This is a genomic window from Mesorhizobium sp. M1396, from assembly GCF_040317725.1.
Classification (GTDB): domain Bacteria; phylum Pseudomonadota; class Alphaproteobacteria; order Rhizobiales; family Rhizobiaceae; genus Mesorhizobium.
In genome coordinates this window covers 148358-167516 of sequence record NZ_JAMYLA010000006.1, presented here as the reverse complement: position 1 = coordinate 167516, position 19159 = coordinate 148358, and the positions used below count along the sequence as shown (strand labels likewise).

General features: G+C 63.3%; 21 protein-coding genes and 1 riboswitch. Of the genes, 12 read left to right on the top strand and 9 right to left on the bottom strand.

Annotated elements, in window-relative coordinates; genetic code table 11:
- The 4 genes from NKH02_RS05955 to NKH02_RS05940 all read right to left on the bottom strand — a co-directional run.
- A partial coding sequence (locus NKH02_RS05955; protein WP_352877117.1) for a malate--CoA ligase subunit beta occupies window positions 1-1006 on the bottom strand: 1006 nt, incomplete at its 3' end.
- Between the two features lie 18 nt (window positions 1007-1024).
- Entirely contained in the window at window positions 1025-1987 is a 963-nt protein-coding gene (locus tag NKH02_RS05950; RefSeq protein WP_352877114.1) for an HpcH/HpaI aldolase/citrate lyase family protein, read from the bottom strand.
- 13 nt (window positions 1988-2000) lie between these two features.
- Window positions 2001-3191 (bottom strand): aminotransferase class V-fold PLP-dependent enzyme, encoded by a 1191-nt coding sequence (locus NKH02_RS05945; protein WP_352877112.1) that lies wholly within the window; start codon window positions 3189-3191, stop codon window positions 2001-2003.
- A 127-nt stretch (window positions 3192-3318) separates the two neighbouring features.
- A complete protein-coding gene (locus NKH02_RS05940; RefSeq protein WP_352877110.1) occupies window positions 3319-3990 on the bottom strand; it encodes a LuxR C-terminal-related transcriptional regulator in 672 nt (223 codons plus the stop codon).
- Window positions 3991-4383: 393 nt separating this feature from the next.
- Here NKH02_RS05940 and mgtE point away from each other — a divergent pair, with 393 nt between their 5' ends.
- Together mgtE and NKH02_RS05930 are read left to right on the top strand one after the other, a co-directional pair.
- A complete protein-coding gene (gene mgtE / locus NKH02_RS05935; protein WP_352877108.1) occupies window positions 4384-5802 on the top strand; it encodes a magnesium transporter in 1419 nt (472 codons plus the stop codon).
- Between the two features lie 144 nt (window positions 5803-5946).
- The gene (locus NKH02_RS05930; RefSeq protein ID WP_006203215.1) at window positions 5947-6333 is read left to right on the top strand and encodes a MerR family transcriptional regulator; all 387 of its coding nucleotides are present in this window, start codon (window positions 5947-5949) and stop codon (window positions 6331-6333) included.
- A 6-nt stretch (window positions 6334-6339) separates the two neighbouring features.
- Here the strand turns inward: NKH02_RS05930 and NKH02_RS05925 are convergent, their stop codons facing one another.
- Together NKH02_RS05925 and NKH02_RS05920 are read right to left on the bottom strand one after the other, a co-directional pair.
- Window positions 6340-6816: a methyltransferase family protein gene (locus NKH02_RS05925; RefSeq protein WP_352870992.1), complete on the bottom strand. Its 477-nt coding sequence runs from the start codon at window positions 6814-6816 to the stop codon at window positions 6340-6342.
- Window positions 6813-7811, bottom strand: a complete 999-nt coding sequence (locus tag NKH02_RS05920; protein ID WP_352877105.1) for a heparan-alpha-glucosaminide N-acetyltransferase — start codon at window positions 7809-7811, stop codon at window positions 6813-6815. Before NKH02_RS05920 ends, NKH02_RS05925 begins: the two co-directional genes overlap by 4 nt.
- Window positions 7812-8035: 224 nt before the next feature.
- Here NKH02_RS05920 and NKH02_RS05915 point away from each other — a divergent pair, with 224 nt between their 5' ends.
- The 5 genes from NKH02_RS05915 to cobO all read left to right on the top strand — a co-directional run bounded on the left by NKH02_RS05915 (window position 8036) and on the right by cobO (window position 11822).
- The gene (locus NKH02_RS05915; RefSeq protein ID WP_352870994.1) at window positions 8036-9235 is read left to right on the top strand and encodes an MFS transporter; all 1200 of its coding nucleotides are present in this window, start codon (window positions 8036-8038) and stop codon (window positions 9233-9235) included.
- Window positions 9236-9500: 265 nt separating this feature from the next.
- Window positions 9501-9696, top strand: a riboswitch (cobalamin riboswitch).
- Between the two features lie 36 nt (window positions 9697-9732).
- Window positions 9733-9912 carry a CbtB domain-containing protein gene (locus NKH02_RS05910; protein WP_109667912.1) on the top strand — a complete coding sequence of 60 codons (180 nt, stop codon included), beginning with the start codon at window positions 9733-9735 and terminating at the stop codon, window positions 9910-9912.
- A 15-nt stretch (window positions 9913-9927) separates the two neighbouring features.
- Window positions 9928-10701 (top strand): CbtA family protein, encoded by a 774-nt coding sequence (locus NKH02_RS05905; protein ID WP_352877102.1) that lies wholly within the window; start codon window positions 9928-9930, stop codon window positions 10699-10701.
- Entirely contained in the window at window positions 10694-11206 is a 513-nt protein-coding gene (gene cobU / locus NKH02_RS05900) for a bifunctional adenosylcobinamide kinase/adenosylcobinamide-phosphate guanylyltransferase (RefSeq protein ID WP_352877099.1), read from the top strand. Before NKH02_RS05905 ends, cobU begins: the two co-directional genes overlap by 8 nt.
- 1 nt (window position 11207) lies before the next feature.
- A complete protein-coding gene (gene cobO / locus NKH02_RS05895; protein ID WP_352877096.1) occupies window positions 11208-11822 on the top strand; it encodes a cob(I)yrinic acid a,c-diamide adenosyltransferase in 615 nt (204 codons plus the stop codon).
- A 254-nt stretch (window positions 11823-12076) separates the two neighbouring features.
- Here the strand turns inward: cobO and cbiB are convergent, their stop codons facing one another.
- Window positions 12077-13045: an adenosylcobinamide-phosphate synthase CbiB gene (cbiB, locus tag NKH02_RS05890; RefSeq protein ID WP_352877093.1), complete on the bottom strand. Its 969-nt coding sequence runs from the start codon at window positions 13043-13045 to the stop codon at window positions 12077-12079.
- Between cbiB and cobD the strand changes: the two genes are divergently transcribed.
- Both cobD and NKH02_RS05880 read left to right on the top strand, forming a co-directional pair.
- Entirely contained in the window at window positions 13044-14090 is a 1047-nt protein-coding gene (gene cobD, locus NKH02_RS05885; RefSeq protein WP_352877090.1) for a threonine-phosphate decarboxylase CobD, read from the top strand. The genes cbiB and cobD overlap by 2 nt on opposite strands.
- Complete coding sequence (locus NKH02_RS05880; RefSeq protein ID WP_352877088.1) at window positions 14087-14596, top strand: tyrosine phosphatase family protein; 510 nt, start codon at window positions 14087-14089, stop codon at window positions 14594-14596. Before cobD ends, NKH02_RS05880 begins: the two co-directional genes overlap by 4 nt.
- Before the next feature lie 374 nt (window positions 14597-14970).
- Here NKH02_RS05880 and NKH02_RS05875 read toward each other — a convergent pair whose 3' ends face one another.
- Together NKH02_RS05875 and NKH02_RS05870 are read right to left on the bottom strand one after the other, a co-directional pair.
- Window positions 14971-15771 carry a creatininase family protein gene (locus tag NKH02_RS05875; RefSeq protein ID WP_352877085.1) on the bottom strand — a complete coding sequence of 267 codons (801 nt, stop codon included), beginning with the start codon at window positions 15769-15771 and terminating at the stop codon, window positions 14971-14973.
- A gap of 55 nt (window positions 15772-15826) precedes the next feature.
- A complete protein-coding gene (locus tag NKH02_RS05870; RefSeq protein WP_352873808.1) occupies window positions 15827-16210 on the bottom strand; it encodes a RidA family protein in 384 nt (127 codons plus the stop codon).
- A 266-nt stretch (window positions 16211-16476) separates the two neighbouring features.
- Between NKH02_RS05870 and NKH02_RS05865 the strand changes: the two genes are divergently transcribed.
- Genes NKH02_RS05865 through NKH02_RS05855 form a run of 3 tightly spaced genes read left to right on the top strand, consistent with a single transcriptional unit; the run spans window position 16477 to window position 19158 of the window.
- Window positions 16477-17481 carry an ABC transporter substrate-binding protein gene (locus NKH02_RS05865; protein WP_352877082.1) on the top strand — a complete coding sequence of 335 codons (1005 nt, stop codon included), beginning with the start codon at window positions 16477-16479 and terminating at the stop codon, window positions 17479-17481.
- An 11-nt stretch (window positions 17482-17492) separates the two neighbouring features.
- A complete protein-coding gene (locus NKH02_RS05860; RefSeq protein ID WP_352877080.1) occupies window positions 17493-18320 on the top strand; it encodes an ABC transporter ATP-binding protein in 828 nt (275 codons plus the stop codon).
- Complete coding sequence (locus NKH02_RS05855) at window positions 18307-19158, top strand: ABC transporter permease (protein WP_352877077.1); 852 nt, start codon at window positions 18307-18309, stop codon at window positions 19156-19158. Before NKH02_RS05860 ends, NKH02_RS05855 begins: the two co-directional genes overlap by 14 nt.
- Window position 19159: the final 1 nt, after the last annotated feature.

The window sequence follows — 19159 nt, the reverse complement described above, 5'->3', positions numbered from 1 at the left end:
TCGCCTTGACGACGCCCTCGGCGACCCAGTCGCAGCGGTTGATGCCGGCGAAGATGTTGACCAGGATGGTCTCGACATTCTTGTCACCAAGCACGGCACGGAACGATTTCGCGACCCGCTCCGGCGAGGCGCCGCCGCCGATGTCCAGGAAGTTCGCCGGCTCGCCGCCGGCGATCTTGATCATGTCCATCGTTGCCATGGCGAGGCCGGCGCCGTTGATGATGCAGCCGATATTGCCATCGAGGCCGACATAGGAGAGGCCGCGGTCGCTGGCGAAGGTTTCGCGAGGGTCTTCCTGGCTCTTGTCGCGCAGCTCGGAGATTTCCGGCCGCCGGTACAACGCGTTCTCGTCGAACGACATCTTGGCGTCGAGCGCGACGAGGTTGCCGTCGCGGGTGACCACCAGCGGATTGATCTCCAGCATCGAGGCGTCGTAGTCGCGGAACACCTGGTAGCAGCTGAAGATGGTTTCGGTCGCCTTGCCGATCAGGCTCTGATCCAGGCCAAGCCCGAAGGCGATCTCGCGCGCCTGGAAGCGCTGCATGCCAACGCCGGGATCGACCGTGGTCCGGATGATGGAATCCGGCGCCCTCTCGACGATATCCTCGATCTCCATGCCGCCGGCGGCCGACGCCACGATCATGACGCGCTCCTCTTTTCGGTCGAGAACGAAGCCGACATACAGTTCCTGCGCGATGTCGACGGCCTCCTCGAGATAGAGCCGCGAAATCAGCTTGCCGCGCGGGCCGGTCTGCTGGGTCACCAGCTTGCGGCCGAGCATGGCTTCGGCCGCGTCCGAGATTTCCTCGTCATTGGCGCAGAGCTTGATGCCGCCGGCCTTGCCGCGGGCACCGGAATGGACCTGCGCCTTCAGCACCCATTTGCCGCCGCCGATCTCGCGCGCCCTGTAAGTCGCCTGCTCGGGGCTGTAGGCGAGGCCGCCGCGCGGGACGTGAACCCCGTGACGGGCGAGCAGTTCCTTGGCCTGATACTCGTGAATGTCCATCTTGTCCTCCCTAAGCAGTCAATGCGTGGCGACGCGTGATTGGCCAGCGCGTTCGATTGCTTCGTTGACCACCAATACGTTCCTCGCCATGCGCTCCGACGCGGCATCGATCATCTTGCCGTCGAGCGCGGCCGCTCCCTTGCCCAGCGCCTCGGCCTCCTTCAGCACTTCGAGGATGCGCCTGGCGCGCGTGACCTCCTTTTCCGGCGGCGAGAAGACGCTGTTGGCAAGTTCGATCTGCGAGGGGTGGATGGCCCATTTGCCTTCAATGCCGAGGGCAGCCGCGCGCTTTGCCCCGGCGATGTAACCTTCCGGATCGGAGAAATCGCCGAATGGTCCGTCGATGGCGCGCAGGCCGTAGGCCCTGCAGGCAACGGTCATTCGCGACAAAGCGAAATGCCACTGGTCGCCGGGATAGTCCGGGTTGAGGCCGCCGATGTTGACGGTGCGCGCCTTGCAGCTCGCGGCATAGTCGGCGACGCCGAAATGCATTGCCTCCAAGCGGCCTGGTGTCGCCGCGATCGCCTCGACATTGGCCATGCCGAGTGCCGTCTCGATGAGCGCTTCCAGTCCGACGTGTGTTTTGAAACCCTTGGCCATCTCGATCTGGTTGACCATGGCCTCGACCATGTAGAGGTCGGCCGGCACACCGACTTTCGGCACCAGGATGGTGTCCAGCCGGTCGCCGGCCTGTTCCATCACGTCGACCACGTCGCGGTACATGTAGTGTGTGTCGAGGCCGTTGATGCGCACCGAAACGGTCTTGCCCTTGGCGCGCCAGTCGATGTCGTTGAGCGCCTGAATGATGTTCTTGCGGGCGCGTTCCTTGTCCGGCGGAGCCACCGCGTCCTCGATGTCGAGGAAGACGAAGTCGGCGGCGCTGTTCGCCGCCTTGTCGATCATCTCCGGGCTTGAGCCGGGAACCGCGAGTTCGCTGCGTTGCAGTCTCAGTTTCTTCAGATGGTTGATGGTGTGGCTCATGGTCGGCTCCCCCTCACGCGGCTTCGGCGACAGGCACTGCGGCCGAAGCGCGAAAATGCTGGATGGCGGCGCCGACGCCGGAGCCCGGCGCCAGCTGCACGCCGCAATCGAGGAGCGCCATTTCCGCCGCTGACAGCGAGGCGAGCACCATGACTTCGTTCAGCCAACCGAGATGGCCGATACGGAAGACCTTGCCGAACACCTTGTTGAGCCCGCCGCCGAGCGACGTCCGGTAAGTCTGGGAGGCGCGCTTGACGACGTCGGCGCTGTCGATGCCTTCCGGCACGAGGATGGCGCTGACGGTGTTGGAGTGCCATTTCGGCGCCTTCGCGCAAAGCTTCAGGCCCCAGGCGTCGACCGCCTTGCGCACGCCTTCGGCGAGGCGATGGTGACGGACGAAGATGTTGTCGAGCCCTTCGTCGGCGATCAGATCGAGCGAGGCGCGCAGGCCGCGCAGCAATTGTGTCGCCGGCGTGTAAGGGAAATAGCCGGCGTCGTTGGCGCGGATCATGTCCTCGAAGGAGAAGAAGCAATGCCGGTGGGTAGCCGTCCTCGAGGCGACGAGCGCCTTCTTGCTGACTGAGAGGAAGCCAAGGCCGGCCGGCAGCATGAAGCCTTTCTGTGAACCGCTGACAGCGCAGTCGACGCCCCATTCCTCCTGCCGAAAATCGATCGAGCCGATCGACGACACACCGTCGACAAAGAGCAGGGCAGGGTGATCAGCGGCGTCGAGCACGGCGCGGCAGCCGGCGACGTCGCTGGTGACGCCGGTCGCGGTCTCGTTCTGCGTGCAGAAGACCGCTTTGATGCGATGCGCCTTGTCCGCCTTCAGCTTTTCAGCATAGAGGTCGAGCGGCACGCCGGTTCCCCATTCGCAGTCGATCACGTCCACCTCGAAACCGAGGCGCTCGGCCATGTCGACCCACAGATGCGAGAACTGGCCGAAGCGCGACATCAGCACGCGGTCGCCGGGGCTGAGAACATTGGTCATCGCCGCTTCCCAGGCGCCGGTGCCGGACGACGGGTAGATGAAGACGCGGCCGGTCTCGTTCTTGAAGACTCGTCGGATGTCTTCAAACAGCGGCAACGTGAAATCAGGGAATGATGCGGCGCGCATATCCTCCATCGGGAGGTTCATCGCTTGCCGGACCTGCTCCGGGATGTTGGTGGGTCCTGGAATGAAAAGATGGGTGAACCCAGCCATGCGCGAACTCCTCCTAGTGCCAGAATTCGTGGCGAGTGCCAGAATTTGTGGAGTGAGTGTCGTTTCGGCGGCGCTCGGCAACAACACCTTGCCGGGTAAATTGTCGCCGCGCGTGGGTGGGCTCGACCTACCCGAAAGGCTGCTTGGGACTGCGGCGCCTCTCGCTCGAATAGAGCGCGACGGCCATCGCCCGGTTGCGGACATCAAGCTTGTCGTAAAGATTCTTGAGGTGGTACTTCACGGTATTTTCCGAGATACCGGTCCGTGTCGCGATCTGAAGATTGGTCCAACCGTCGGACAGCACCGCCAGCAGTTCGCGCTCACGAACGGTGAGCTGCGATAGCGGCGTGTCGTTGACCTTGTTGATGTCGATATAGGGGATGCAGATTCGGCCGTGCGCGACGGCCAGGATCGTGTCGAAGATGATCGGCGGATCGTCGAACTGGAAGCAGTAGCCCTGCGCGCCGAGCCGCACGCATTGCTTCAGGATGCCGATGTCGTGGTCATTGGAAAAGACCGTGATGCGCACATCGAACTTGCGGCTCTGGACCTCGGCAAGGACATCGGAGCCATCCATGTCGGCGAGCTTCCAGCCGATGACGGCGACATCGAACTCCGCCTCCGCCGCCAGGTCCAGGAAATGCCTGCCGCTTTGCACGGAGGCCACAAGCTCGAAACGCCCGTCGCAGTCCAGCATTTCACGCAGCGCCGATATGACGAGCGGATTGCGTTCGGCGACGACGACGCGGACGCGCCTCGCTTCGATTGCCTTTTTCGTTGTCTCCGGCTTTATCTTCAAGGACGTCCGGTTGCTCTGGTTGTGGTAGGCGGATCCAAGTGTTCGCCTTGGAGCCTGTACCAGGACAATTCTGACCCAATCGCGCTGGGGTGCTCTTTCCCCAGCGACATGCGCTGTCGCGTGTCCTGAACCGGAACCCGGCCGGTTTTTGACAGGATAGGTATTGTCAGGGTGAGCATACGCGATACCTTTCCTGGTGAAGCAGGTGAGGTGGGAAAGCACCCATTTCGTTTGATATTCCGAGCGTTAGAGCGATAAGTTCTCAAATCGAATCGTGCCGACGTCCATCTCCGTCAGAACGCCGGATTTTCCCAAAACCGGTTTCCACTTTTGGGTTCGATGCTCTAGACCTGATTTGCACCTTTTCCAGGATTGCGATGGCGGGAGGCGCTGGTGGAAGGCCAGGACGAACGGACGACCGGCGCCAGGGCCGCCGAGGAGCACCACGCCGACATCTATGGCGAGGACGGCGCCGTCCTTTCGTCCTTCCTTGCCCAAATTGGTTCGGCGATCGCCGATCGCGACACGCTCACGCTGAAGCGTGAAGTCGACGATCTGCATCAATCGGAACTCGGCGATCTGCTCGAGGCGCTGCACCCCGACCAGCGCCGCGCGCTGGTTGAACTGTTGGGCGCCGACTTCGACTTCTCCGCGCTGACCGAGGTCGATGAGGCGATCCGCATGGAGATCGTCGACAATCTGCCCAATGCGCGGATTGCCCAGGCGGTGCAGGAGCTCGATTCCGACGACGCGGTCTACATTCTCGAGGATCTCGACCAGGAAGACCAGGACGAGATCCTGTCGCAGCTGCCGTTCACCGAGCGGATCAGGCTGCGCCGTTCGCTCGATTACCCGGAGGAGACGGCCGGCCGCCGCATGCAGACGGAATTCGTCGCGGTGCCGCCGTTCTGGACGATCGGCCAGACCATCGACTACATGCGCGAGGACAACAACCTGCCCGAGCGCTTCAGCCAGATATTCGTCATCGATCCGAGCTTCAAGCTGCTCGGCGCCATCGACCTCGACCAGATCCTGCGCACCAAGCGCTCGGTCAAGGTCGAGGAGGTGATGCACGAGACGCGGCACGCCATTCCCGCCACCATGGACCAGGAAGAGGCGGCGCGGGAATTCGAGCAGTACGATCTTTTGTCGGCCGCCGTCGTCGACGAGAACGAACGGCTGGTCGGCGTGCTGACCATCGACGATGTCGTCGACGTCATCCAGCAGGAGGCCGAGGAAGATCTGATGCGCATGGGCGGCGTCGGCGACGAAGAGCTTTCCGACAGTATCTTTTCGACCTCGCGCTCGCGCGTTCCGTGGTTGCTGATCAACCTTTTGACGGCGTTCCTGGCGGCCTCGGTGATCAGCCTGTTCGACCGCACGATCGAACATATCGTGGCGCTGGCGGTGCTGATGCCGATCGTCGCCGGCATGGGCGGCAATGCCGGCTCGCAGACCATGACCGTCACCGTGCGGGCGCTGGCGACCAGGGATCTCGACATCTACAACGCCAGCCGCATCATTCGCCGCGAGATGGGTGTCGGCTTCATCAACGGCATTATCTTCGCCGTCCTGATCGGTATCGTTGCGGCAACCTGGTTCCGCGATCCCAATCTGGGCGGCATCATCGCGGCGGCGATGATCATCAACATGTTCGTGGCCGCCTTGGCCGGCATCCTGATCCCGCTGCTGCTCGACCGTTTCAAGATCGATCCAGCGGTTGCTTCCGCGGTCTTCGTCACCACGGTTACCGATGTCGTCGGCTTCTTTGCGTTTCTGGGCATCGCCACATGGTGGTTCGGCGTGCCTTGACGTGCGCCCTCAATTGACTTTTACGTAAACGCCGTGCGAGGCTGACGCGGGGCGCCATGTCGATTCCGGCATGGCATGGGTTTGGTTCGGGACGGAGGCGACGCCGGATGGCGATCGCCAGAATTCCGGCGTGTGGGAGTGATAATGCGGGAATATTATTCGATCACCGAGTTGACTCGCGAGTTCGACGTATCGACGCGGACGCTGCGCTTCTATGAGGATGAAGGATTGGTGCAGCCGGTGCGGCGTGGCCGCACACGGCTATTTCGCCCGTCCGATCGTCACCTCATCCGGCAAATCATGCGCGGCAAGAGGCTTGGCTTTTCGATCAACGAAATCCGCGAAATCATCCAGATGTACAAGGAGCCGCCCGGCGAGGTCGGTCAACTCAAGCTGATGATCAAGCGCATCGAGGAAAAGCGCGAGGATCTCAGGCAGAAGCGCCGCGACCTCGAGGAAACGCTCGCCGAACTCGACCAGGCCGAGGAATCTTGCGTCGAGCGGCTCGTGGAACTCGGCGTCAATACGTAACGGTCTTCAAATCCAGCGCCGCACGCGTTTCGCGTAGTCGCGGTATTTCTTGCCGAACTTCGCCGCCAGCACTTTTTCCTCGCGCTCGATCGCCACCTTCTGCGTGGCGTAGGCCGCGATGAACGCCAGCGGCAGGAACCACGCAATGCCCGAGACAAAGGCGACGCCGATCAACAGCAGCGTGTTGGCCAGATACATCGGATTGCGGGTGATGCCGAAGGGGCCTGACGTGACGAGGTGATCGGGCACCGCGTTGGGGTTGAGCGTGGTCTTGGCCCGGATCATGGTGCGGATCGCGGTGAACCAGAGTGCCGCGACGCCGAACAGTGCCACCCAGCCGGCGGCGAAAAGAATATCGCCGAGGAGATCGCCGATCCAGGGCAGGGGATAAAGCAGGCCCAGCGCGATGCTGATGGCGATGGCTGCGATGTAGATCAGCGGCGGCCATGGTATGAGCCCCGGCTTCGGCTGGTTCTCGGTCATTTGGCCCCTTCCTCCATCAATTTGCTGTCGGTTTTGGCGGTGCACATGCCGGCAAGGTCGGACAAATGCGCCTTCCATTCCGCGGTCTGGTCGTTGTTGTAGAGCCTATCAAGCGTAGCCTCGCCCTCGAGCGTATCGAGCATGCAGACACAATAGCTCGAACAGAACTCGGTGTCGCGCGACTGCTCGCAGGACAGCTGGCAGGTTTTCAGGAAATTCACCTGCGGGGTTTCAACCGGTGCCGGCATGATCTGCGAGAACAGCCACACGCAGCCGATCAGCAATGGCTGGTGGATGAGGTAGAAGGCCAGGCTGTGCCGGCCAATGAAGACCAGCGGGTTGGCCCAGCGTCCGGGCGCCAGATCCGCCAGCCGCGTCAAGAAACCCGCGGCCGCGGCAAGCCTGGTGAAGCCGATGCCTATAAGCACGGCGCCGAACCACGGAAACAGCGGAACGTAGTCGTTGGAACGCGGATTGATCGCCGACAGGCCGACCCACCACAGCCACGGATGATCGAAGGCCTCGAAGCGCAGATAGACCGGCGCCGCGATGACCAGCGCGGCAACCACCAGAGTCAGCAAGGCCGGCAGGCGAAGAAACAGCAGGCCGAGCAGGCTGGCGAGCGCGATCTCGTGCAGGATGCCGAAGAAGATGAAGCCGTCCGGCGTGGCGATGCGGGTGGCGACAGAAATCGCGATCGCGGCTCCGGCGACCATGGCGAACCGCTTCCAAAACCCGTTCCAGCGGATTTGTCGGCCATGGGCGAGATACAGGCTGACGCCGACCAGGAACAGGAAGGTCGAGGCGATGCAGCGCGCGTAGATTTTCCACCAGCCAAAGGCGGTCAGGCCGGGATCGGTGTAGCCGAAGAACTCCAGATCCCAGGTGAAATGGTAGCTCGCCATGGCGATCAGCGCGATGCCGCGCACGATGTCGATAGCGACGATGCGCTTTGGTCGATCCTGGACGGGTGCGGTCGGCGTTTGGATGGTCATGGTCTCGCATTCTGATTCAGCCCCGCAAAACGACTATCACGGTTGCACCGGGCAAAAGAAGGCCGGGCACCTGACAACGCGGACTGGATCAGGCGCCGCTTTAGGCCAGTGGCGGAAAGCCTTTGGCCGACTTCGCTTTTTGCCGGGGATGCGTCGGTTTCCTCTTATTGGCGTCGGCATCGCCACGGCAGATTCGACCCGGCAAATCCGCCTCGGGGAGAGCAATGTCCACTCATGTGCGTCATCCGATCTGGCTTCCGGCCCTCAAGGCCGCGGACGCGCGCACCTTCGCCTCGCTCTATGCGGTCGAATCCTTCTCCCGCGCCACGGTCTCGAGCGTCATCCCGATCCAGGCCTACGAGATCCTGCACAATGAGCAGGTCGTCTCGATCCTCTACACCATCGTGGCGATGCTCGGCCTGTCGGTGACGCTGTTCATGCCGATGCTGATCCGCCGCTTTGCCCGCCGCTGGGTCTACACGGCAGGCGCCTGCCTGCTGGCCATCGGCTCGCTGTTCTTCGTCACGCATACGCTTGCCGGGCAACTGGCCGGCATGCTGTGCCGTGTGATGGGCGCCAGCGCGCTGTCGATCACGCTCAACCTCTACATCATGGACCACATCCGTAAGACGGATTTCATGCAGGCCGAATCGCTGCGCATGGCGTGGTCGATGCTGGCCTGGACCGGCGGGCCGACGCTCGGCATCTTCCTTTACACACGCTTCGGCATCTATGCCGCGCATGGCGCCGTGGCGATCTTCGCCCAGGCTTTGCTGGCGCTGTTCTGGACCTACCGGCTCGGCGACAACCCTTCGATTCGTCCGGGCAAGACGCGCCCGGTCAATCCGCTCGCCAATATCGGCCGCTTCGTCGCGCAGCCCAGGCTCAGACTGGCCTGGCTGATTGCTTTCGGCCGCTCCTGTTTCTGGACGACCTTCTTCGTCTATGGGCCACTGTTCATGGTCATCACCGGCGAAGGCAAGCTGGCCGGCGGCATGCTGGTTTCGGCCGGCAACGCGCTGCTGTTCATGGCCATCTTCTGGGGCAAGGCAGGAAAGCGCTTCGGCGGCCGCAGGACAATGACGTTTGCCTATTTCGCCATGTCGGCCATGCTGCTGGCGGCAGGCTTTGTCGGTGAGACCGTGCCGCTGCTTGCCGGCGCCTTCCTGCTTGGCGGCGCCTTCTTCACCATCGCGCTAGACGCACTCGGCTCGACCGCCTTCATGCGCTCGGTACGCTCCTATGAAAGATCGCAGATGGCGGCGGTCTACCGGACCTATCTCGACTTTTCCGAACTGACGCCGCCGCTGGTCTATTCGGTGGTGCTGGCCTTTTTCGGGCTGGGCTCGGTGTTCGTCACGCTCGGCCTGCTGGCGGCGGTTTGCGGTCTTGTGACGTGGCGCTACCTGCCGAAATCGCTTTGATCTTCAGGGCTTTGATGGAAGTGCCGCATGCCGAGGTGCCTGCATCCCAACAGGTCGATGACGGCAGCGACGGTTCGGCCCGAGTCGGGCCGTTGTAGGGATCGCGCTCGCCGGCAATGGGCTGCCTGGCTGGCTTCGTGTGAAGGTGTCAGCCGATACAAGGCCAAGAAAATGTCAATTGCGGCACCGGCGGCCCTTGTCTGGCGCGACGCATTCGCGATGATTGCCGGCGGAATTTGGTTTGCCGGAGGCGAGGATTCTGCCTATAGTCGCTCATGTCGTCGGTTCCATTTTGGAGCCAAGAGGGAATGCGGTGAGGGCGGGTTTCGCCCAATGCCGTGGCTGCCCCCGCAACTGTGTGCGGTAGTCCTCTCCATATGCCACTGAAGATTTTTCTTCGGGAAGGTGGGGAAGGGCGCTGATCCGCGAGCCAGGAGACCTGCCGGCGACAGGAAACTGACTTCGATGCCCTCGGGTGGAGGGCGAAAGGACAAGATATGACTACCGCTTCCGTCTCCCTCGGCGCCTCCGTCTCCTCGCAGTCGCGCTTCATGCAACTCGCTCTTGCTGCGTTTCTCGGCATCTTCGTGATGGGCTTTGTCGGCTTCTCGCATATCGATGCGGTCCACAATGCGGCTCACGACTATCGCCATTCGATGGCGTTTCCCTGCCACTGACGAGGATCTGACATCATGAACCTGTTTCGCAACGTCGTATTCATCGCGGCGATCGCAGGGCTCGTGGCCGGTGTCGTTCTCGCCTGCATGCAGGCCTACGCCACTGTGCCGCTTATCCTGAAGGCGGAAGTCTACGAACAGGCTGGCGGTGGCCACAGCCACGACCATGCCGCCGCACCGGCCGCAACGGATACCACCGCCATGAGCACTGCGGCGCCGGCCCCGGTGGAAGCGATTGCTCCGGCGGGAGACGAGGGTTGGGCGCCGGCGGACGGTTTCGAGCGTTTTGCCTTCAGCGTGCTTGCCAACATCGTCACCGGCATCGGTTTCGCACTGATCCTGGTTGCGGTCTCCGAATTCGCCGGCGGCATCGGTGGTTGGCGTCAAGGCGTATTCTGGGGCTTGGCCGGCTTTGCCGTTTTCACGCTGGCGCCGGGTCTTGGCCTGCCGCCGGAACTGCCGGCCATGCCTGCGGCCGACCTCACCCAGCGCCAGATCTGGTGGACGGCAACCGTGGTGGCGACCGCCATCGGGCTTGGCCTGATCGCCTTCCGCAAGTCGCTGCCGCTGGCGATCCTGGCCGTGGCCTTGATCGTCGCACCGCATATTGTCGGAGCACCGCAGCCCGACAGTTTCGAGACGCTGATCCCGGAAGGCCTGCATCACCAATTCGTGGTGGCGGTGACGCTGACCAATCTGGTGTTCTGGCTGGTGCTCGGCGCGGTGGTCGGCGTGGTGCGCGGACGCTTCACCGGTGCGGCGACCAACTTGCGCGACAGCTTTGCCTGACAGCAAGCTGACCTTCATCATCGGTGGTGGGGGCGCCCGGCAGAGCGCGCCCCCCCCAATACAGGGGGCGGGCGTTCCCTCGCCATGGGCCTATATCGCCACGGCGCAGGCCTATGATGACGAGATGCGCGAGCGCATCGCGCTGCACCGCTCGCGGCGCGGCGAAGGCTGGACGACCATCTACGCACCGCTCGATCTCGCCGGTGCGCTCAAGGCCTTGCCGGACGACCAGCCGGTGCTTGTCGACTGCCTGACGCTGTGGCTGACCAACCATATGCTGGCCGATCACGATCTCGAGCTTGAATGCCGTCGGCTGGCGGACGTGCTGTCGCGGCCGCGCGGGTCCTGGTTCGTGGTCTCCAATGAAGTTGGCCAGGGTATCGTGCCGGACAATGCATTGGCGCGCCGCTTTCGCGATGCCGCCGGCCGCCTCAACCAGCAGGTGGCCGCTATCGCCGATACGGTGCTGCTGATGGTGGCGGGACTTCCGCTCAAGGTGAAGTGACATGACCGACATCGACAATAGGGACGAAGAACGCCACCGCGCCAAAATGGCCAAGCGCAAGGCGGTGCAGGATGCCGAGGTGGCGAGCAAGACGGTCGAGAAGGGGCTGCTGATCGTCAACACCGGCCCGGGCAAGGGCAAGACCACGGCCGCCTTCGGCCTGGCGCTGCGGATGCTCGGCTACGGCAAGCGCGTCGGCGTCGTCCAGTTCATCAAGGGCAAATGGCATACCGGCGAGAAGGACGCCTTCGCCGTCTTCGGCGATCGCGTCGTCTGGCACGCGATGGGCGAGGGCTTCACCTGGGAAACGCAGGATCTGAAGCGCGACATCGCCGCGGCCGAAGCGGCATGGACCAAGGTGCTCGAACTGATGACCGACCCGTCGATCAGCCTGCTGGTGCTCGACGAGCTGAATATCGCGCTGCGCTATGATTATCTCGATCTCGATAAGGTGGTTGCGACGCTGAAAGCCCGGCGCGAGGGCCTGCATGTCGTCGTCACCGGCCGCAATGCCAAGCCGGCGCTGGTCGAGGCGGCCGATCTCGTCACCGAGATGGGCGTGACCAAGCATCATTTTTCCGCGGGCGTTAAGGCGCAGCAGGGAATTGAGTTCTGATCCTTTCTTACCCTCCCCGTTGTGGGGGTGAGCAGCCGGTTCGCGTCAGCGAATTCAGCGCGCCGGTGGCGCGCTGAAAGGCCGGCGAACGCCGGGACGCTGCCGCAGGCAGCGGGGACCCGGTCTGCACGACTGTCCTCCGCTATGGCTCCGGGCGTTCGGCGTTCGAAAAGCCAAATCGTTGGCTTTTCGCCAGCCTTCGGCTGGACACGCATCACCCCTACAAGGGCCTACAAGGGGGAGGGTGAAGTAGATCACACCATAATGACAATGATCGAAACCAGCCCGAACAGCGCGATCAGGAGGGTGTCGGCGACGCGATAGAGTTTCAGCGCCTGCCTTATGTCGGTGCTGTCGGCTTCGCGCCGTCCGCCTCCACCTATGAAGACGTCATCGACCAAGACGCCGCCGTAGCTGCGCGGCCCGGCGAGTGCGAGACCAAGCGCGCCGGCCATCGCCGCCTCCGGCCAGCCGGCATTGGGCGAGCGGTGCTTTTTCGCGTCGCGCCACACCGCGTGCCAGGCACCGCGGGGATCGGCGCCTTTGACCAGGAACGCCGCCAGCACGATCAGCGCTGCCGTCAGCCGTGACGCCGGCAGGTTGATCCAATCGTCGAAGCGCGCCGCCGCCCAGCCGAACGCTTCGTGGCGCGGGGTGCGGTGACCGATCATCGAATCGGCGGTGTTGGCGGCCTTGTAGGCAGCGCCGCCGGCGAGGCCGCCGATTCCGGTCCAGAAGGCGGGAGCGACGATGCCGTCGGAAAAATTCTCGGCCAGACTCTCGATCGCAGCGCGGCTGACACCGGCGCTGTCCAGCGTTTCGGGGTCACGGCCGACGATGCGCGAGACGGCAACGCGGCCCAAAGCGAGGCCTCCGGTGTCGAGCGCGTCGGCCACCGCCTCGACATGCTCGTAAAGGCTCTTCTGCGACAGAAGCGAGGTTGCCAGAAGGGCAGTGATGATGAGCCCCATGGGAACGAACCAGAGCAGGATCTGCATGCCGAGGCCGATTATCGCCGGTACCAGCACGATGACCAGAAGCGCCTGGACACCGCGCTTGCGACGCAGTGCGTCGGGATCAGTGGCGTGGTTGAGCCTGAGGTCGAGAAAGGATATCAGCCTGCCGAACCACGTCACCGGATGGCCGATGGCGCGAAACAGCCAGTCGGGGTAACCGAGGGCGAATTCGACGGCTAATGACAGGAAAGCGATCAGGACTGACATGAAGCTTCTTGAAGGAGCGGTGGACCATGGTGGAAGTCTTGGCCGGGCGAGGGCGCTTTTCCCCAACGCTTCGCGGCCTTTCGTCGACCTCTCGACCGGTATCAATCCGCACTCCTACCCGCTTTTCGACCTGCCCGCCACCTCGCTGTCGCGATTGCCGGAGGCCGCGCGCACGCGTGACTTGGTAGAGATCGCGGCCAGCACCTATGGCGCGCCGTCGCCAGCCAATGTCGCGGCGGCACCGGGCACGCAGATCCTGTTGCCGCGCGTCGCATCGCTGATCGCGCCCGGCAAGGCGCTGGTGCTGGGGCCGACCTATGCCGAACATGCCCGCGCTGCGGCGATCACCGGGCACAAGGTGGTGGAGGTCAACGATTTCGAAGCGCTGGCGGACGCCGACCTTGCCATTGTCGTCAATCCGAACAATCCGGATGGACGCATCATCGAGCGCGACCGTTTGCTGGCGCTGGCCGCCGGACTGCGCGCCAGGGGCGGGCTGCTGGTCGTCGACGAGGCGTTCATGGATGTCGGCCCGCGCGAACATAGCCTTGCTGGCGATGTCGGGCAGGGTGGTATCGTCGTCTTGCGTTCGTTCGGCAAGTTTTTCGGCCTGGCCGGGCTGCGGCTCGGGTTCGCACTTTCCGATTCGGCGACGGTCGAACGGCTGGAGACGCAGTTCGGGCCATGGGCCGTCGCCGGCCCGGCGCTGGAATACGGCATCCGCGCGCTTGCCGATATCGGCTGGCAGGACGCGATGCGGGCATTCCTTGCGGAAGCATCGGCGCGGCTCGATGCATTGTTCAGCCGCTTCGGCATTCCTGTCGCGGGCGGCACCACACTGTACCGTTTCCTTCGTCTGCCGGATGCCGCCGACCTTTTTGCAGCCCTTGGCGAGCGCGGCATCCTGCTTCGGCATTTCGCCGACCGGCCGCATGTCCTGCGCGCCGGCCTACCGGGGAGTCAGGATGAATGGCGGCGGCTCGAATCCGCCCTTGCCGATTGGGCGGCGCGGCGCCAGGATCAATTGAAGGATTCAAAACAATGATCCATGTCTGCTCGCTGGCAAAGATCGAGGAAACGGTGGCCAGGACCGGCGCCGACCGCATGCTGTCGCTGCTTGCCGCCGGAACGGAGGTGGTCCGGCCGGCCTCGATCTCTAGGGAAAACCATCTGCATCTGGTCATGCACGACATTGCGGTGGCGCAAGACGGCATGACCATGCCGGGCGAGGATCATGTCCGCAACCTGCTCGATTTCGCGCGCCGATGGGACCGGGCAAGGCCGATGGTCGTGCATTGCTACGCCGGCATCAGCCGCTCGACCGCCTCTGCCTACATTATCGCGGCAGCACTGGCGCCGAAACGCGACGAGGCCGAACTGGCTCGGACGCTGCGGGCGCTATCCCCATCGGCGACACCCAATCCACGACTGATTGCGGTGGCCGACACGCTGCTTGATCGCAACGGCCGCATGGTCGAGGCGATCGAATCGATCGGGCGTGGTGCGGATGCCTTTGAAGGCACGCCTTTCGCGCTCAAGATAGATGCGTAGTCCCTCGATTCGGTGATTTTGACCGACTCCAACTTGGCCGTCAGGCACCATCCATCGTTCGCTTGAGTGGACTGATACGACCGTTGAAAATTAGCCAAAACCATCCCGCCTTCGTCATCCACGGGCGGAACAGGAGCGAAGCTCCGTCGCGGAGACCCGAGGATCCATGCCGTGACAGCGGCCGAAGAACGCAGCGGAGCAGAATTCTGCACGGCTGCGGCGCTCCCAGGTCGCGGCATGGATCTCGGGGTCTGCGCCGCGTCGCTTCGCTCCTTGCTCCGCCCCAGGATGACGAAGGAGAAAGGCTCGGCTAACCTCGGAGGGCGCGATGTGCCATTGCACGGTCAGAATATCTGTACCGAGCAACTATGCTATTACAGCCAGTCGGCGAGTTTCGCCTTGCGCACATCCCGCAGCAGGCTGATGAAACCATCGGCCTGATATTCTGCCGTCAGCCGGCCTTTTTCCGATGTCGCGATGCTGGCGTCGCCGACCACGCCGTTCGGGTTGAGATCCCCAGCGATCCAGGCGAAGGCGTGGGTGCCGGTGTGGCGCAGCAGCGAGAATTCCTTCTCGGCCTTGGCGACATTGGAAACGAAATTGTCGGCCTTGCCCATGTCGACAAGGTCCGGCCTGAAATGCAGCATCAGCGAGGTCTCGACATCGCCGCCATGGATGCCGTGGCGGTCCTCGAGTTCGGTGTACATGCCGGCCGGGCGGCCGAAACGCTGCCAGCTGGTCTTCACCGCCAGCATCTTCTCGCGCACGCGCAATTCGCGCGTGACGATGCCCATGATCTCTTCGTTGCCGCCATGCGAATTGACGACGATCAGCTTGCGTACGCCGGCGCGCGCGATCGACAGGCCAAGCTCAGTCCAGGCATCGACCAATGTCGTTGCCGGCAACGTGAGGGTGCCCGGCGCGTGAAGATGCTCGTTCGACTTGCCCACCGCCTGCACCGGCAGGATGCGGATGTCGAGATCGTCGGGCAGGCGCGAAATGACCGTGTCGAGCATGCCGTTCATGATCGAGCTGTCGGTCGAAACCGGCAGATGCGGTCCATGCTGCTCGATCGCCGCCAGCGGCAGCACGGCGATCGTCGCCTCCGGATCGATCGAGGCGTATTCGGTGGTCCGGTAGTCGCCCCACCACACGCGTCTTTTTGCAACGGTCATGCCACGCCTCTTCAATGGATGAGTCAGACCTAGCGCGGGAAGGACGGCCTGTCGATCACCCCGCCGCGATCGCTTCTACCTCGACCTTGAATTCGGGCCGCGCGAATCCGGAGACGATCATCAGCGTCGAGGCCGGCGCGGGGTTCGAAAACAGCCGGTCGCGGACATCCATGTAGGGCCGCAGATGTGCGCGGTCGGTGACATAGGCGTTGATGCGCACGATGTCCCCGAGACCCAGTCCGGCCTCGCCGAGCACCGCTTCGATGTTGCGGAAACAGAGCTCGGCCTGTGCCCCGGCGTCTTCCGGGATCTCGTCGTCCGCCGTAATGGCAACCTGGCCCGAGCACAGTACCAACCGCTTGCCGGCCGGCACTTCGACGCCATGGCTGTAGCGGGCAAAGGGCGGCTTGATCGACTTCGGGGTGTGGAATTTGAACATGGCAATCTCCTGGATGCCGCCAGCCTAAGGCCTGACCCGTCACACCTTCAAGATGGCGGTGCATGTTCCCGGGGCGATTGTGGACAGGCGTTCAAAAAATAGGCACGATGCCTCTGGTGCAGCACGACCTTGTCCGGCTTTCGCAGATGGCTGTGGTGCAAGCGGGCGGTCCCGGCGCGGGGGGCTGGTGGCATATGTCTTGCTTCTTGAATCTTTGGTGTCGAGCCTGGCGCGTGGCGCGCCAGAGCAAACAAAGGGTGGTGTCGATGTACGGAAAACAGAAGATTTCGGCGGCGGTGGTGGCTCTGCTTGCAGCCGGCACGCTGAGTGCCGCTGCGAATGAAAAAGTCACCTTCGGCACCAACTGGTTGGCCGAGCCGGAACATGGCGGATATTATCAGGCCGTGGCGGACGGCACCTATGCCGCCTGCGGCCTCGACGTCACCATCATGCAGGGCGGTCCGCAGGTCAGCGGCCGGCCGATGCTGCTGGCCGGCAAGATCGATTTCTACATGGGCGGCAATCTGCTGTCGGCTTTCGATGCCGTCCAGCAAGGCATTCCGATGCGCGTGGTGGCAGCGGACTTCCAGAAGGATCCGCAGGTCATCATGTCCCACCCCGGCGAGGGGCTCGACAAATGGGAGGATTTGAAGAACGCCGAGCAGTACATATTGGGCGACGAGGGCGTGCAGACCTTCTTCCAGTGGATGGTCATCGAGCTCGGCTTCGACGCCTCGAAGCGCGCGCCCTACACCTACAACACCGCTCCATTCCTCGCCAACAAGAAGTCGATCCAGCAGGGCTACGTCACCTCCGAGCCGTTCGCGGTCAAGAAGGAAGGCGGCTTCGTGCCGAACCAGTTCCTGCTTGCCGACTATGGCTGGGATACCTACTCGACGACGATCGAAGTGATGCAGGACACGATCGACAAGAAGCCGGAGGTGATCCAGTGCTTCGTCGATGGCTCGGCCAAGGGCTGGTACAAATATCTCTACGGCGACAACAAGGCCGCCAACGACATGATCAAGAAAGACAATCCCGACATGAGCGACGACCAGATCGCGTTCTCGATCGAGCAGATGAAGAAGTTCGGCCTGGCCGATTCCGGCGACACGGAAAAGCTTGGCATCGGCGCAATGACCGACGCGCGGGTCCAGAGCTTCTACGACAAGATGGTCAAGGCCAAGGTCACGCCAGCCGGCATCGACATCAAGAAGGCCTACACGCTGACCTTCGTCAACAAGGGCGTCGGGCTCGAGCTGAAGAACTAGGCCGTCCCGGCATGATGCAGGAAAAAGTGGCGCCAGCGCCGTATGCGTCGGGTACAGCCCCGACGCTTCTGGCGCTGCGTGGCGTCGGCAAGGTGTTTTCCAACGGCGTGACGGCGCTGAGCGATGTCGACCTGACGATCAGGGAAGGCGATTTCCTCAGCCTGCTCGGGCCGTCGGGCTGCGGCAAGTCGACGGCGCTGCGGCTGATCGCCGGCCTGTCGACGCCGACCTCCGGCGTGCTCGATTGGCGCGGCGGCGGCGCGCTCGACCGCTCGAACATCGGCTTCGTCTTCCAGGAGCCGACGCTTTTGCCCTGGGCCAACGTCTTCGACAATGTCTGGCTGCCGCTTCGGCTGAAGGGCATCAGCCGTGCCAAGGCCACGCCAGTGGTGACGGAAATGCTGGCGCGGGTGCACCTGACCGGTTTCGAGGACGCGGTGCCGCGCGAACTGTCCGGCGGCATGAAGATGCGCGTCTCGATTGCACGCGCCATGGTGACCAAGCCGCGCGTTCTGCTGATGGACGAGCCGTTCGCCGCACTCGACGAGATCACCCGCTTCAAGCTCAACAACGATCTGCTGGAACTGTGGCAAGACGAGCGCTTCACCGTCGTGTTCGTCACCCACAGCGTCTTCGAAAGCGTCTTTCTCTCCAACCGCGTCGTCCTCATGGCAGCACGGCCGGGCAGGGTGTTCGACGAACTCGCGATCGAGGCCAGCTATCCGCGCGACGAGGCGTTTCGCACCTCGCCCGACTATGCGGCACTGTGCCGTCAGGCCTCCGATGTGCTGGTCAAGGCCATCAACTCAACAGCAGGCACACACCATGACGGCCATTGACGAGCGGGTGCTCGAACTCGACCCCGAGGAAGCACGCCGGGTGCGCCAGGAACGCTTCGAGCGGATCGGCCGCTGGGTGCTGCCGCTGGCGATCATGATCCTGGCGATCTGGCTGTGGGACCGCATCTGCGTATGGAACCAGATTCCGCAGTACATCCTGCCGCGTCCCGGCGTGGTTCTGTGGACGCTCTATAACGACGCCGGCCTGCTGTTCTCCTCGCTGCTGGTCACCTTGCGCATCACCTTCCTCAGCCTGGCTTTGGCCGTCATCGGCGGGGTCGGGCTGGCGGTGCTGTTCGCGCAGTCGAAATGGGTCGAGATGTCGTTCTTCCCGTTCGCGATCGTGCTGCAAGTGACGCCGATCGTGGCGATCTTTCCGCTGATCAACATCTATGTGAACGACCAGACGACCAAGCTATTGCTATGCGCCTGGATCGTCGCCTTCTTCCCGATCCTGTCCAACACCACGCTCGGTCTCAACTCCGTCGACCGCAATCTGCGCGACATGTTCAAGCTCAATGGTGCGACGCGCTGGCAGCAGTTGCGCTATCTCAGGCTGCCGGCGGCGATGCCCTATTTCCTCGGTGGCTTGAAGATCGCCGGTGGCCTGTCGCTGATCGGCGCCGTGGTGGCAGAATTCGTCGCCGGCACCACCGGCCAGTCGTCTGGTCTTGCCTCGCGCATCATCGAGGCCGGCTACCGGCTCAACGCGCCGCGGCTGTTCGCGGCGCTGTTCTTGATCTCGCTCACCGGCATCCTGATCTTCCTCGTGCTGTCGCTGATTTCGCATCTTATTTTGCGGCGCTGGCACGAAAGCGCACTGAAGCAGGAGCGCTAGG

Bases quoted from the DNA above. Each gene is read 5' to 3' on its own strand.
- NKH02_RS05950 (WP_352877114.1), bottom strand. From the start codon at position 1,987: ATGAGCCACACCATCAACCATCTGAAGAAACTGAGACTGCAACGCAGC.
- NKH02_RS05945 (WP_352877112.1), bottom strand. From the start codon at position 3,191: ATGGCTGGGTTCACCCATCTTTTCATTCCAGGACCCACCAACATCCCG.
- NKH02_RS05930 (WP_006203215.1), top strand. From the start codon at position 5,947: ATGCGGGAATATTATTCGATCACCGAGTTGACTCGCGAGTTCGACGTA.
- NKH02_RS05925 (WP_352870992.1), bottom strand. From the start codon at position 6,816: ATGACCGAGAACCAGCCGAAGCCGGGGCTCATACCATGGCCGCCGCTG.
- NKH02_RS05920 (WP_352877105.1), bottom strand. From the start codon at position 7,811: ATGACCATCCAAACGCCGACCGCACCCGTCCAGGATCGACCAAAGCGC.
- NKH02_RS05915 (WP_352870994.1), top strand. From the start codon at position 8,036: ATGTCCACTCATGTGCGTCATCCGATCTGGCTTCCGGCCCTCAAGGCC.
- NKH02_RS05910 (WP_109667912.1), top strand. From the start codon at position 9,733: ATGACTACCGCTTCCGTCTCCCTCGGCGCCTCCGTCTCCTCGCAGTCG.
- NKH02_RS05905 (WP_352877102.1), top strand. From the start codon at position 9,928: ATGAACCTGTTTCGCAACGTCGTATTCATCGCGGCGATCGCAGGGCTC.
- cobO (WP_352877096.1), top strand. From the start codon at position 11,208: ATGACCGACATCGACAATAGGGACGAAGAACGCCACCGCGCCAAAATG.
- cobD (WP_352877090.1), top strand. From the start codon at position 13,044: ATGAAGCTTCTTGAAGGAGCGGTGGACCATGGTGGAAGTCTTGGCCGG.
- cbiB (WP_352877093.1), bottom strand. From the start codon at position 13,045: ATGTCAGTCCTGATCGCTTTCCTGTCATTAGCCGTCGAATTCGCCCTC.
- NKH02_RS05880 (WP_352877088.1), top strand. From the start codon at position 14,087: ATGATCCATGTCTGCTCGCTGGCAAAGATCGAGGAAACGGTGGCCAGG.
- NKH02_RS05875 (WP_352877085.1), bottom strand. From the start codon at position 15,771: ATGACCGTTGCAAAAAGACGCGTGTGGTGGGGCGACTACCGGACCACC.
- NKH02_RS05870 (WP_352873808.1), bottom strand. From the start codon at position 16,210: ATGTTCAAATTCCACACCCCGAAGTCGATCAAGCCGCCCTTTGCCCGC.
- NKH02_RS05865 (WP_352877082.1), top strand. From the start codon at position 16,477: ATGTACGGAAAACAGAAGATTTCGGCGGCGGTGGTGGCTCTGCTTGCA.
- NKH02_RS05860 (WP_352877080.1), top strand. From the start codon at position 17,493: ATGATGCAGGAAAAAGTGGCGCCAGCGCCGTATGCGTCGGGTACAGCC.
- NKH02_RS05855 (WP_352877077.1), top strand. From the start codon at position 18,307: ATGACGGCCATTGACGAGCGGGTGCTCGAACTCGACCCCGAGGAAGCA.